The sequence below is a fragment of the Mesorhizobium terrae genome (genome assembly GCF_008727715.1).
In the GTDB taxonomy this organism is placed as follows: Bacteria; Pseudomonadota; Alphaproteobacteria; order Rhizobiales; family Rhizobiaceae; genus Mesorhizobium; species Mesorhizobium terrae.
On sequence record NZ_CP044218.1, the window covers coordinates 5,287,653 to 5,300,191 of the forward strand.

Consider the following 12,539-nt stretch of genomic DNA (forward strand, 5'->3'; position numbering starts at 1 on the left):
CGGCGCCGGCAAAGATCAAGGTCCGCCGGCACCTGCCTTTAGTGCTAGGCATGGCCTTTCGCCAAGCCCGCATCCAGGAAACGAAAACGGCGCCTTTCGGCGCCGTTCCAACCCTGGAGGAAGGCACGTCAGGCGCTGACGTTGCCCTTCTTTTCCTTCTGTTCGGAATAGATGTAGAGCGGCCGGGCGTTGCCCGAGACGACCTCTTCCGAAATCACGACTTCGCGAACGCCTTCCAGCGCCGGCAGCTCGAACATGGTGTCGAGCAGGATCGCTTCCATGATGGAGCGCAGGCCGCGCGCGCCGGTCTTGCGCTCGATGGCGCGCTTGGCGATAGCCGACAGTGCGTTCTCGTGGAAGGTCAGGTCCACATTCTCCATCTCGAACAGCCGCTGATACTGCTTGACCAGCGCGTTCTTCGGCTCGGTCAGGATCTGTATCAGAGCAGGTTCATCGAGGTCCTCAAGCGTCGCCAGAACCGGCAGACGGCCGACGAATTCCGGGATCAGGCCGAATTTCAGCAGATCCTCGGGCTCGACCTGGCGGAACAGATCACCGGTGCGGCGATCTTCCGGCGAGGCAACCGTCGCGCCGAAGCCGATCGAAGTCTTGCGGCCGCGGTCGGAGATGATCTTGTCCAGGCCGGCGAAGGCGCCGCCGCAGATGAACAGGATATTGGCGGTGTCGACCTGCAGGAACTCCTGCTGCGGGTGCTTGCGGCCGCCCTGCGGCGGCACGGAAGCAACGGTGCCTTCCATGATCTTCAGAAGCGCCTGCTGCACGCCCTCGCCCGACACGTCGCGGGTGATCGAGGGGTTGTCCGACTTGCGCGAAATCTTGTCGATTTCGTCGATGTAGACGATGCCGCGCTGGGCGCGCTCGACATTGTAGTCGGCCGACTGCAGCAGCTTCAGGATGATGTTTTCGACGTCCTCGCCGACATAACCGGCTTCGGTGAGCGTCGTGGCGTCGGCCATGGTGAAGGGCACGTCGATGATGCGGGCCAGCGTTTGGGCGAGCAGCGTCTTGCCGCAGCCGGTCGGGCCGATCAAAAGGATGTTCGACTTCGCCAGTTCGACGTCGTTGTTCTTGCCGGCATGCGCCAGGCGCTTGTAGTGATTGTGGACCGCCACCGACAGCACGCGCTTGGCGTAGGGCTGGCCGATGACGTAGTCGTCCAGAACCTTGAGGATTTCCTGCGGTGTCGGCACGCCTTCGCGCGACTTCACCATCGAGGTCTTGTTCTCCTCGCGGATGATGTCCATGCACAGTTCGACGCATTCGTCGCAGATGAACACCGTCGGGCCGGCGATCAGCTTGCGCACTTCGTGCTGGCTCTTGCCGCAGAAGGAGCAATAGAGGGTGTTCTTGGAATCACCGCCGCTGTTGCTGACCTTACTCATCGTCCCAGTCCTTTCATGGGCACCCGCCGATGCTTTGGCGTATGGCACACCTAATTATCTATCGCGGGATTCCGCGCCGGCCAGTGGTCTGGCTCCTGCAACGCATTCCGTACGAAACACAAATCAGAAAACGTGGCAATGATTCCTGCAACCCCGCTGAAAGCTAAGCCGCCGAAAATCAACATAGCCTTAACGTAGGCAATCGCCGCAGTCGAGGAAACAGCCAATTGTGGCCGAAATGCCGCAAACCACACCAAAAGCGTGGTCTGCGGCCAGCAACTGCCATTTTAACGTCTTCGGTTTCAGGCTGCGGAAGCCTCGACCGGATCGCGGCTTTCGATGACCTTGTCGATGAGGCCGAAATCCCGGGCTTCGTCGGCGGTCATGAAATGATCGCGGTCGAGCGTCTTCTCGATCGTCTCGTAGTCCTTGCCGGTGTGCTTGACGTAGACCTCGTTGAGGCGGCGCTTCAGCTTGATGATGTCCTGGGCGTGGCGCTCGATATCGGAGGCCTGGCCCTGGAAGCCGCCGGAAGGCTGGTGAACCATGATCCGGGCGTTCGGCGTGGCGAAACGCATGTCCTTGTGGCCGGCGCACAGAAGCAGCGAGCCCATCGAGGCCGCCTGGCCGATGCACAGCGTCGATACCGCCGGCTTGATGAACTGCATGGTGTCGTAGATGGCCATGCCGGAAGTCACCACGCCGCCCGGCGAGTTGATGTAGAGGTTGATCTCTTTCTTCGGGTTCTCGGCTTCGAGGAACAGAAGCTGCGCGCACACCAGCGTCGCCATGCCGTCTTCGACCGGGCCGGTGATGAAGATGATGCGCTCCTTCAGGAGCCGCGAGAAGATGTCGTAGGCCCGCTCGCCGCGATTGGTCTGCTCGACCACCATCGGAACGAGGTTCATGTAGGTTTCGAGTGGGCTCTTCATAAATGGTCCCTTGCCTGGATGGGATTTCCGCGGCGGACGCGCGGAATCGATGCTGACTGTCGTGTCCGTAAATAGGATGCCGCCTCACCTTAGCGCAAGACCGGTCGGCCTAGCCATCCGGCCAGCGCATTTTCGCGGGCGGCGCCGGCGTTAACGAATTTTAAAGAATTCGCTTTTCCGGCCTTCGCCTTTCGCTAAAGTTGCAGCGAGCGGCGTCAGTACGCGTAAAAAGGGGTGGCATATGTTGAAGAAGCAGCTTTCGCTGGCCGTGTCCGCACTGATCGTGCTCGGTACCGCCTCCGAAACCGTGGCCGGCGGCCGCGCGATCGAGTGCTACGAGCCGTACAGGACGCAGCCGGTCTACGACACTGTCTACGGCGAGGTCCAGGTCAGCCCCGGCTACAGCCGCGTGGTGCGGACGCCCGCCATCTATGGAACCCGCCAGCGCGAAGTGATGATCCGCCCCGCGCGCGTCACCTACGAAGTGGTGCCGGCCGTGGTTGAGACCCGCTACCGCACCGTCCAGGTCTCCGACGGCGGTTATGGCTGGGAATGGCGCGTCATCAACGGCCGCCGGGTGCTGTGCAAGGTCCAATACAAGCCGCGCTACGAGCAAGTGGCCGAAAGGGTCGTCGTCCAGCCGGAGGCCCGCCGCCGCGTCGTCATCCCCGCCGAATATGGCTACCAGACCGAACAGGTGGTGGTGCAGGAGGAAACCCAGCGCGTGCTGGAAGTGCCGCCGACCTACCAGCGCGTCGCGCGCAGGGTGATGGTCTCCGAAGGCGAGGCCGGCTGGCGCCGGGTGCACATTCGCAACCACTGCCAGTACTGAGCGGTTTTGTCATAGAGATGGAAGAGCCGGGTCGCTGACCCGGCTTTTTTCCGTTGGCGGCTTTCGTCCTGGCGGTCGCAGGTCTTGCAGGAAGATCTTCGCAGGCGGGAGCATCATTCAATGTCCGCGCCGCCCCAATACTACCCGCGACTACGCGATCTTGCGGCGATAGGTGGCCATGGCGAAAGCGTAGGCGACGACGAGGATGCCGATACACCAGGCTAGTGCAACCCAGATGTCGGCGCCGACCGGTTGCCCGGCGAACAGGCCGCGAATGGCGTTGACGATAGCCGTCACCGGCTGGTTCTCGGCGAAGGCGCGCACCGGGCCGGGCATCGTGTGTGTCGGCACGAAGGCCGAACTCAGCATCGGCAGGAAGATGAGTGGGTAGGAAAACCCGGTGGCGCCGTCGATGGATTTTGCCGAGAGACCGGCGATCACCGCGACCCAGGTCAGCGCCAGGGTGAACAGGATCAGGATGCCGGCGACGCCAAGCCATGCCGCTACGCCCGCTCCCGAGCGGAAACCCATGATGAGAGCGACCAGTAGGACGACGCCAAGCGAGATCAGATTGGCGACCAGCGAGGTCAGCACATGCGCCCACAGCACCGACGAACGGGCGATCGGCATCGACTGGAACCGCTCGAAGATGCCGCTTTTCATGTCCACGAAGAGCCGAAACGCGGTGTAGGCGATGCCCGAGGCGATAGTGATGAGCAGGATGCCGGGCAACTGGTAGTTCACATAGGAAGCCGCCCCGGTATTGATGGCGCCGCCGAAGACGTAGACGAACAACAGCATGAAGGCGACCGGCATGATCGTGGTCGTGATGATGGTGTCGGGGCTGCGGGCGATGTGGCGTAGCGAGCGTCCCAAGAGGACGGCAGTATCGCCGAAAAAGTGCGTGGTCATCGTCGTTCCTCAGTTATCCCTGCGGCTGTTGGCCGCCGCGTTGTCATTGCCGGCGGCATCGTCGTTGCCGATAACGGCAAGGAAGACCTCCTCCAGCGTCGGCTGTTTCTCGACATATTCGATCGTGGTGGCCGGCAGCAGCTGCTTGAGCTCGGCCAGCGTGCCGTTCACGATGATCCGGCCCTTGTGCAGGATGGCGATGCGGTCGGCGAGCTGTTCGGCCTCATCCAGATACTGCGTCGTCAAAAGCACCGTTGTGCCCTGCGATGCGAGTTCCCTGACCGCCTGCCACACTTCGAGGCGCGCCTGCGGATCGAGCCCGGTCGTCGGCTCGTCGAGGAAGATCACCGGCGGGTTGCCGATGAGGCTCATGGCGATGTCGAGGCGCCGGCGCATGCCGCCGGAATAGGTCGACACTTTGCGCGCCGCCGCCTCGGTCAGCGAAAAACGCTGGAGCAGGTCGTCGGCGACCTTGTCCGGATCGTCGAGGTGCCGCAGCCGGGCGACCAGGATGAGGTTCTCGCGCCCGCTGAGGATTTCATCGACGGCCGCGAACTGGCCGGTGAGACTGACGGTCTCCCGCACGCTCTGCGCCTGCGTGGCGACATCGAAGCCGTTGACGCTGCCCGCGCCGGCGTCGGCCTTGATAAGCGTGGACAGTATCTTGACCACCGTGGTCTTGCCTGCCCCGTTCGAGCCGAGCAGGGCAAAGATGCTGCCCCGCGCCACGTCGAAGTCGACGCCGCGCAGCACATGCAGTGCCTCGTACGACTTCTCCAGGCCCCGCACGCGGATCGCCTGTGCCTGATGAGCCATCATTGAACAGCCCCTTCCGGTTTTCCAGCAACGCGATCGATGGTGTCGATCAGCCGCTTCCGCTCCTTGTTGATCCAGCGGCCATCCGCGTAATTCTCGAGAAACGTCTCGACGAATTCCACCGGGTCTTCGCCGACGATCGCGCGGATCGGGGTTCCGATCGCGGCACTTTGCTCGAAGAGATCGATGAGATCCTCCGTCATCTTCACCAGCACATCCCCTTTCGTAATCCCGCCGAAATACATCAGGTACCGGTCGATCGCCTCGACCGCCTCGCGGTAATTGGCGGGAAGCTGTTGCGTGCGCGCCTTGTATTGGCGGTATCGCTTCTTTTCTTCGAGCGACCCCGCGATCAGTTCGAGCCATCCTTTGGCCATGTCTATTTCCTTTCCGTGTTGAGCTGTTCGAGCCGTTCGGTGAGGAAGCCCCAGGTCCTCCAGAATTCGTCGAGATAGTCCCGCCCCTGCGCGTTGAGGGTGTAGACCTTGCGTGGCGGGCCCTTCTCCGAGGGGACCTTTTCCACATCGACGAGGCCGCGCTGCTCGATCCTGACGAGCAGCGCGTAGACGGTGCCTTCGGCGATGTCGGTGAAACCCTGCTCGCGCAGCCGCGCCGTGATCTCGTAGCCATACGCGGCCTGCATCGACAGGATCGCGAGAACGATACCCTCCAGCGTGCCCTTGAGCATTTCCGTCATCTGCTTGCCCATGCGCCTCTTTCCTACCTACTAAGCGTTACTGACTACTGGTACTTAGTGTCAATGAATAGCAATGTCAACGGGACAAAATTCGTCCGCGGGGCGGCGCGTGGTCAGGCCGGCCGCCAACGGGTTGCGCCATGGCTGGCGCAGCGACCGCACGGCCGGCGCATGCGGCTGCGCGCCGCCCCCAGAGGACCAGCGTTCACAGATTCGATTTCAGGATTTGGGTTGGCGGTGCCGCGCAGGCGCCGCCTACGCGGCGATCGACACGCCCCCGGCGTGCACGTTACGCCAATTCGGCGCGCAGCCAGCGCTTGAGCCCGGCAATGTCGCCGTCGTCAACCGACCGCGCCACCCGCCGCCCGACGGCGGCGCCGAATTTGTAGCCGTGGCCGGAACAGGGCGAGACGATCAGGCAATGGCCCTTTTCGCGGGCCAGGAACTTTTCATCGGCGGTGAAGGTGTAGGCGCAGGTCACCACCTCGGTGACGCGATACTCGTCGATGCGGGCGATGGGCGGCGAAAACAGGTCGCGGATCTGCTCGCCCTCTCCCGGCACCGGCACGCGGTTCCAGTCGGCGTCGCTCGTCGGCACCTTGTGCAGGCCGGAGCCGAACTTCATGCCGGTGCCGCGTGTCGGCGGGATCATGTAGCCGTCGGTCTTGCCGCCGATATCGAGGATGACCGGAGCGGCCTCCCAGGCGGCCTTCAGGTCCGCCGGCGGATCGACATAAGCGAGCGCGGTGCGATAGGTCTTGAGTTCGGTGCCGAGCTCGGGAAACAGTTTCAGCACCCAGGCGCCGGCGGTGACCACCACCCGGCCGGCATGCAGGGTTTCGCCACTGGCAAGCGTGACCCGGCCGGCCTCGGCATCGACCGCCGTCACCTTGCAGTTCTCGCGCACGTCGGCGCCATGGGAGCGCAGCCACCGGGCCAGCCCCGCCGCGATCCTGCGGCAATGCAGTGCGCCGCCGTCCGGCGAGAAATAGGCGTAGCGGAAGGTGCCGGCCTCAAGGAACGGCCAGCGCTTGACCGCGGCCGCCGGGTCCATGAGCTCGATCGGCCAGCCGCCCGCCTCCATGCCTTCCCGGTATTCCTCGGCCTCGTCGCCCGGCTCGCGCGACACACACAGGAAACCGCGCTGGTCGAGATGGTTCTCGCCAAGATCGCTCCACAACTCCTCCCACACCGCATAGGCCTCGCTGATCAGCTGGCCATAGCCGGTGCCGGCACGATAGGCGCGGCGGATGATGCGGTGATGATCGCCGGAGGCGGCGAGCGGATTGGGGATCGGCCCCTGCTCCAGAATGGTTACGCCGTAGCCCGCCTTGATCAGCGACCAGGCCGTGGAGAGACCGGCAATACCGGCGCCGACGACGATGACATTCATGTTGGCACGTGCCCCCTTGTGCGGGAAAGTCTGATCATTTCGCCACTCAGGAGCATGTCTTGCAACATCGCCTCGTCCGCGTCGACTGTTCGCAGATCAATGACACCGCCGATCTGCATGATCGTTTCGCGCAAACCTTTGGCTTTCCGGCTTTTTACGGCCGCAATTGGGATGCCTGGATCGATTGCATGTCGCATCTGGACGAACCCGGCGCTGGCCTTTCCGCCATCCATGTGGAAGAAGGCGGCATCGTCGTCATTCATTTGAGCGAGGCCGAGGCGCTGAAACGCCGACGGCCGGATTTGCTCGCGGCACTCTGCGAAAGTGCGGCCTTCGTGAACTGGCGACGCATCGAGGCGGGTGCCGCCGCCATCCTGAGCCTTTCCTTCGCAGCCTGAGACCCGACATATGCCGAGCAAGCCAGCCTATCTCTCCTTCGACCCCGCCACCCGGCATCTGAGCCTCGACCCGCATGAGCCGGCCTTCGTGCAGAACCCCTATGCGGCCTATGCCTGGCTGCATGCCGAGAGCCCGGCCTTTTTCTGGAAGGAATTCGGCTTCTGGTGCCTGGGCGGCTACGACACGGTGAACGGCCTGCTGCGCGACCGCCGCTTCGGCCGGCAGAACCCGGCCGGCATTCCCGACAGTCGCGGCCTCGACCAGGACCGCAGCCACCTCACAGACTTCGACGCCATCGAGGCGAACTCGATGCTGGAGCTGGAACCGCCGGTACACACCAGGCTGCGCACGCTGGTCAACCGCGCCTTCGTCTCGCGCCAGGTGGAGCGGCTGCGGCCACGCGTCGAGGTACTCGCCAACGAACTGATCGACCGTTTCGAGCCGGGCAAGCCGGTCGACCTTCTGCCTGCCTATGCCGCGCCGCTGCCGATCACCATCATCGCCGAAATGCTCGGCGTTCCGGTGGAGATGGGGCCGCAGTTGCTCGACTGGTCGCACGATATGGTGGCCATGTACATGCACGGCCGCACCCGCGAGACCGAGGACAGAGCCAACCGCGCCACGCGCGAATTTTCCGACTTCCTGCGCGGCTATGTCACCGAGCGGCGCAAGCAGCCGGGCGACGATCTTCTGTCGCTGCTGATCTCGGCGCAGGAGGACGGCCAGAAGCTGAGCGAGGACGAACTGGTCTCCTCGACGATCCTCCTGCTCAATGCCGGCCACGAGGCGACCGTGCACCAGACCGGCAATGCGGTGCGCTCGATCCTTTCCCAGGGCGGCGACCCGTCTCGCTTCTTCACCTCGCCCGAAGCGACCGCCGCCACGGTGGAGGAATGCCTGCGTTATGACGCGCCGCTGCACATGTTCACGCGCTACGCCTATCAGGAGATCGAGGTGGTGCCCGGTGTGACGGTGAAGCCCGGCGAGCAGGTCGGCCTGCTGCTTGGCATGGCCAATCGCGACCCGTCGGCCTTCGCGGAGCCCGACGCCTTCACTCCGGGGCGCGGCGACCAGAAGAACGTGTCCTTCGGCGCCGGCATCCATTTCTGCATCGGCGCGCCACTGGCGCGGCTGGAATTGCAGGTTTCGCTGAAGACGCTGTTCGAGCGCCTGCCGACGCTGAGCTTTGCCGAGAAGCCGCAGTTCCGCGACACCTATCACTTCCACGGGCTGGAAAAACTTTCGGTCCAGCGGTGAAAGAAAAACCCGACCCGCATGGCGCGGATCGGGTTTTGCCAGCGGATCAGACCGCTCAGATCTTGAGCGTGCGGCTCTGCTCGCGGCCGAGGCCACGAACCTCGATCTTGTCTGCATAGACTTCGACCACCGAATAGGCTGTTTCGGCCGGGGTATCGACCATGCCCTTGAAGTTGAGGAAATGCTTGCCCTTGACCTCGCCATAGTTGCCGGCGTGGTTGTGGCCGTTGAAATAGGCGACGAAATTGTCGAAGCCGGTCAGCAACTCCACGACCCGCTCCGAATCCCACATATTGTGTTCGTTCACCGGGAACACCGGGTAGTGGCCCATGACGATCACTTTTTCGCCGGCGAGCTGCGCCTTCTTCATCGTTTCGCCCAGCCAGGCGAACTGTGCATCGCCGAGCGAGCCGTTCCATGTCTGCGCGTTGACGGCGCCCTTGGCGGTCAACTCCTCCAGCCGCTTGGCGGCGATGTCGCGGCGCGGGTCGTCCTTCGGCGGTGCGAACAGGCTGACGTCGTTGCCGTCCAGCACGATGAAACGGTAACCGCCGCCGGTGAAGTCGTAATAGGCCTTCTCCATGCCGACGGTTCGGGTGACGGAGGTCAGATATTCGGCGGCGATATCGAAATCATGGTTGCCGAGCAGGAAGAAGTGCTCGTGCCTCAGCTTGTCGTAGAGCGGCAGGATATGGTTGTAGCTCTCCCAATGCCGGTCGATGATGTCGCCAAGCGTGGCGACGAACTGCAGGTCCTCCTTGTTGAAGGCCTCTATCGCCTCGGAAAGCTTCCACAGGCTGTTGGAATAATAGCGGTTGAGCTTCAGGTTCGGCACCACCGGCGCGTATTGCGGGTCGGCAACGATGCCGAAGCGGAAAAGCGGGCCGTTCTGCGCGGCGGCCTGGGAGACGGTGAAGCCCGCGAAGGGCATCAGCAGCGCGGTAGCAGCACCTGCCTGGAGGATGTTGCGGCGGGTCGGCATTGGAGCCTCCTTGCTTGTTGAAAAAACAGGCTGGGGCTACCGCGCGGCCATGACAGCGCGGTGACGGAGCCGCGCGAATTTCCCGAAACCGGCCTGACGGCGCAGTCCTCGGGCTGCTCCCCCACGTTCACAAGCGCTGCGCGAAGTTCCCTGCGCCAGCGTGGCGGTTCCGTGCTATCCTCGCCTTTTCGCAGGCATAGTTTCGCATCGCCGTACGTCTCGATGAGGGGGAGCGTGCACCATGCGGCAGGACAAATATCTGCTCGGCCGCGGCCCGGCCGAGGAAGCCAGGCTGAAACGGCAGATCGCCAATCTGGCGCCCGATTCCGATGCCCAGTTCGAGCGCATCGGCATCAGGCCGGGCGAATGCGTCATCGATCTCGGCTGCGGTCCGGGCGGCGTGCTACATCTGCTCGGCAAGCGGGTCGGCCCGACCGGACGGGTGCTCGGCCTCGAACGCAGCCCGCATTTCGTCGAGATGGCGCGGCGCTTCGTGGCCGACCATGCATTATCCCAAGTGGAAGTGCGCGAGGGCGACGCCTACGATACCGGGCTGGAACGCGGCTCCTTCGACGGCGCGCATATGCGGCTGGTGCTGGTCAACGTGCCGGAGCCACAGCGCATCGTGAACGAAATGGTGGCGCTGGTGCGGCCCGGCGGCTGGATCGCCAGTTTCGAGGCCGATTTCGTCGCCCATTTCTGCGACCCGCCGCTGCCGGCCTGGGATCGGCTGCTCAACGCCTACATCGCTTATTCGGCCGCGCAAGGCATCGACCTGTTCGTTGGCCGCCGCACGCACCGCCTGTTCCGCGAAGCTGGCGTCCGCGACATCCATGTCGACGCCGTCTACCATGTCTATCCGCCCGGTCACGATCGCCGACCGATGCTGCACCAATTCATCACCAATGTGCGCGACAGGATGGTCGACCAGGGTTTTGTCGCAAGCGACGATCTGGAAAACGACATGGCCGTGCTCGATGCCCATGTGGCCAATCCGGACGTGCTGGTGACCTCGCACACCTTCTTCAGGCTGTCCGGGCGGGTGCCGGGATAGGTGCAGCGATCGGCATCTCGACAAGTGCCGGCAAGTGGCTTGTGGCCTGCTCCGGCGCCAGCACGGCAATCGTCATCGCAGCCCCTCTGCTCCCAGCCTAGGCTGCACGGATCGCGCGACGGCGACCTCGATGTTCGCCCGCGGCGCGATGTGGTATAAGCAAAAGGCAATCAGCGACCAACGGATGTTCAAGGTCAGCTAACCGGTGAGCAGTCGTCCTCAGAGAAGGCCTTCCTACGATCGGTGCGACGACGACGCATAGTCGTCGGCATTCCCGCATCGCCGTCGTTTCAACCTTCTCATGAGGGCTACCATGCCATCACTGTCGCCACGCGTGGCGATCGTCGGAGCGTGCCTGTGCTGGGCGCTCGGGACGATCCTCAGCAAAACCCTGCTTTCCTCGTTTCCACCCGTCACCGTTCTTGTGTTCCAGCTTGCCCCGAGCGTCGTCGCCCTGTGGCTGGCGGTCGGCGCGACCGGCGCGCCGGTTCCGCCGCAACGGTTGCTGTTGCCGATCGCATTGCTCGGACTGCTCAATCCCGACTGGGCCTATACGTTCAGCATGTTCGGCCTGACAAGCACGAGCGCCAGCGTGACGACGCTGCTGTGGGCGTTCGAGCCGATCCTGATCCTCGGTCTCGCCTGGACCTTTCTGAAGGAGCCGGTCGACCGCCAGCTCGCCATGCTGGTCGCGGCCGCCACCATCGGCGTGCTCCTGGTCAGCGGGCTGGTCGCCAGCGGCTCGACGCTTTCGACCGATATCGGCGTCGTCCTCATCCTTGCCGGTGTATGGTGCTGCGCGATCTACACGGTGCTGGCGCGCAACATCGACGCCGATCCGTTGTTTACCGTCGCCTTGCAACAGACGGTAGCTTTCGGCTGGATGCTGGCGATCTGGCCGATCGAACTGCGATCGGCGCAAATGCCACCCGTTGCGACAATCCCAATATCGGACATTGCTACGATCATCGTCTCCGGGCTGCTTTATTACGCCGCCGCCTATTGGCTCTATCTGCGGGCGTTGCGTTCAATGCCGGCAAGCATCGCCGGCAGCTTCTTCAACCTCATTCCGGTGTTCGGGATCATCGGAGCGTTTGTCTTGCTCGGCGAACGGCTGAGCCCGCCGCAGTGGTGCGGAGCAGTCATGATCGTCGGAGCGGCCATCATCGTGCTGCGGCGGAACTATGACGCGCCCGGCACGGAAGCGGATCGGCGCGACCCGCAACAAGAAAGACCGCTCTCAATGCTCGACGACCACCAACTCGACGATCTTGGCATAAGCCATGAACAGGCGGGCGAAATCGATGAGCAGGCAAGACATCGGCACGGACGGTGGGACACCTTCGCCTCAAGGTGGCGATCTCCATGACGACATGGCCGTTCTTGACGCCCATGTAGCCAATCCGGGCGGGCTGGTGAGGCCGCACACCTTCTTCAGGCTATCCGGGCGAGTGCCCGGATAGGCAGCGGCGATCAGAGCTTGATCACGTATTCCTTGCGAGTCGTTTCAAGCACTTCCCAGCTTCCCTTGAAGCCGGGTCTCAGAACGAAACTGTCGCCGGCACGCACGGTGCGCGCCTCGCCGCCCTCTTCCGCGATCACCGAGACGCCGGCGAGGATGTGGCAGAACTCCCACTCGTCATACACGATGCGCCATTTGCCGGGGGTCGATTCCCAGATGCCGGCGTAAAGGCCGCCATCGCGCTCCTCGGCATTCCAGGTGCGGAATTTCGGATCGCCCGAGACCAGCCGGTCGGGCGCCGGCGCACCATGTTCGGGCTCGACGCCGTCGACGGAAACGGAGAGGAATTTCGGCTCGGTCATGAAAAAGGCTCCGGTCTGATCCGGAGCCTTCTGTGCCA

Annotated in this window: 14 protein-coding genes; 5 read left to right on the forward strand and 9 right to left on the reverse strand. The window is 63.5% G+C overall.

Features of this window, described 5'->3' with window-relative positions:
- Positions 1-128 precede the first annotated feature (128 nt).
- Both clpX and clpP read right to left on the reverse strand, forming a co-directional pair.
- The gene (gene clpX / locus FZF13_RS26645) at positions 129-1,403 is read right to left on the reverse strand and encodes an ATP-dependent Clp protease ATP-binding subunit ClpX (RefSeq protein WP_024923830.1); all 1,275 of its coding nucleotides are present in this window, start codon (positions 1,401-1,403) and stop codon (positions 129-131) included.
- A 302-nt stretch (positions 1,404-1,705) separates the two neighbouring features.
- Positions 1,706-2,335, reverse strand: coding sequence for an ATP-dependent Clp endopeptidase proteolytic subunit ClpP (gene clpP, locus FZF13_RS26650; protein ID WP_024923831.1), 630 nt, complete (start codon positions 2,333-2,335; stop codon positions 1,706-1,708).
- A 241-nt stretch (positions 2,336-2,576) separates the two neighbouring features.
- Here clpP and FZF13_RS26655 point away from each other — a divergent pair, with 241 nt between their 5' ends.
- Complete coding sequence (locus tag FZF13_RS26655) at positions 2,577-3,167, forward strand: hypothetical protein (protein WP_024923832.1); 591 nt, start codon at positions 2,577-2,579, stop codon at positions 3,165-3,167.
- Between the two features lie 150 nt (positions 3,168-3,317).
- On the opposite strand, the gene FZF13_RS26660 is transcribed toward FZF13_RS26655, so the two are convergent.
- From FZF13_RS26660 to FZF13_RS26680, 5 genes are all read right to left on the reverse strand, one after another.
- The gene (locus FZF13_RS26660) at positions 3,318-4,079 is read right to left on the reverse strand and encodes an ABC transporter permease (protein WP_024923833.1); all 762 of its coding nucleotides are present in this window, start codon (positions 4,077-4,079) and stop codon (positions 3,318-3,320) included.
- Between the two features lie 9 nt (positions 4,080-4,088).
- Complete coding sequence (locus FZF13_RS26665) at positions 4,089-4,898, reverse strand: ABC transporter ATP-binding protein (protein ID WP_024923834.1); 810 nt, start codon at positions 4,896-4,898, stop codon at positions 4,089-4,091.
- A complete protein-coding gene (locus FZF13_RS26670) occupies positions 4,895-5,272 on the reverse strand; it encodes a DUF1048 domain-containing protein (protein WP_024923835.1) in 378 nt (125 codons plus the stop codon). Before FZF13_RS26670 ends, FZF13_RS26665 begins: the two co-directional genes overlap by 4 nt.
- A 2-nt stretch (positions 5,273-5,274) precedes the next feature.
- Positions 5,275-5,604 (reverse strand): PadR family transcriptional regulator, encoded by a 330-nt coding sequence (locus tag FZF13_RS26675; protein WP_024923836.1) that lies wholly within the window; start codon positions 5,602-5,604, stop codon positions 5,275-5,277.
- 277 nt (positions 5,605-5,881) lie between these two features.
- Positions 5,882-6,985 carry an NAD(P)/FAD-dependent oxidoreductase gene (locus tag FZF13_RS26680; protein WP_024923837.1) on the reverse strand — a complete coding sequence of 368 codons (1,104 nt, stop codon included), beginning with the start codon at positions 6,983-6,985 and terminating at the stop codon, positions 5,882-5,884.
- Between the two features lie 59 nt (positions 6,986-7,044).
- On the opposite strand from FZF13_RS26680, the gene FZF13_RS26685 reads away from it, so the two are divergent.
- Complete coding sequence (locus FZF13_RS26685) at positions 7,045-7,383, forward strand: barstar family protein (RefSeq protein ID WP_024923838.1); 339 nt, start codon at positions 7,045-7,047, stop codon at positions 7,381-7,383.
- 10 nt (positions 7,384-7,393) lie between these two features.
- Positions 7,394-8,641, forward strand: coding sequence for a cytochrome P450 (locus tag FZF13_RS26690; protein ID WP_024923839.1), 1,248 nt, complete (start codon positions 7,394-7,396; stop codon positions 8,639-8,641).
- A 55-nt stretch (positions 8,642-8,696) separates the two neighbouring features.
- Here FZF13_RS26690 and FZF13_RS26695 read toward each other — a convergent pair whose 3' ends face one another.
- Positions 8,697-9,572 carry a metallophosphoesterase gene (locus FZF13_RS26695; protein WP_051504864.1) on the reverse strand — a complete coding sequence of 292 codons (876 nt, stop codon included), beginning with the start codon at positions 9,570-9,572 and terminating at the stop codon, positions 8,697-8,699.
- A gap of 292 nt (positions 9,573-9,864) precedes the next feature.
- On the opposite strand from FZF13_RS26695, the gene FZF13_RS26700 reads away from it, so the two are divergent.
- Together FZF13_RS26700 and FZF13_RS26705 are read left to right on the forward strand one after the other, a co-directional pair.
- Complete coding sequence (locus FZF13_RS26700; RefSeq protein ID WP_024923841.1) at positions 9,865-10,677, forward strand: methyltransferase domain-containing protein; 813 nt, start codon at positions 9,865-9,867, stop codon at positions 10,675-10,677.
- Between the two features lie 313 nt (positions 10,678-10,990).
- Positions 10,991-12,046, forward strand: a complete 1,056-nt coding sequence (locus FZF13_RS26705) for a DMT family transporter (protein ID WP_024923842.1) — start codon at positions 10,991-10,993, stop codon at positions 12,044-12,046.
- Between the two features lie 104 nt (positions 12,047-12,150).
- On the opposite strand, the gene FZF13_RS26710 is transcribed toward FZF13_RS26705, so the two are convergent.
- Positions 12,151-12,501: a cupin domain-containing protein gene (locus tag FZF13_RS26710; protein ID WP_024923843.1), complete on the reverse strand. Its 351-nt coding sequence runs from the start codon at positions 12,499-12,501 to the stop codon at positions 12,151-12,153.
- Positions 12,502-12,539: the final 38 nt, after the last annotated feature.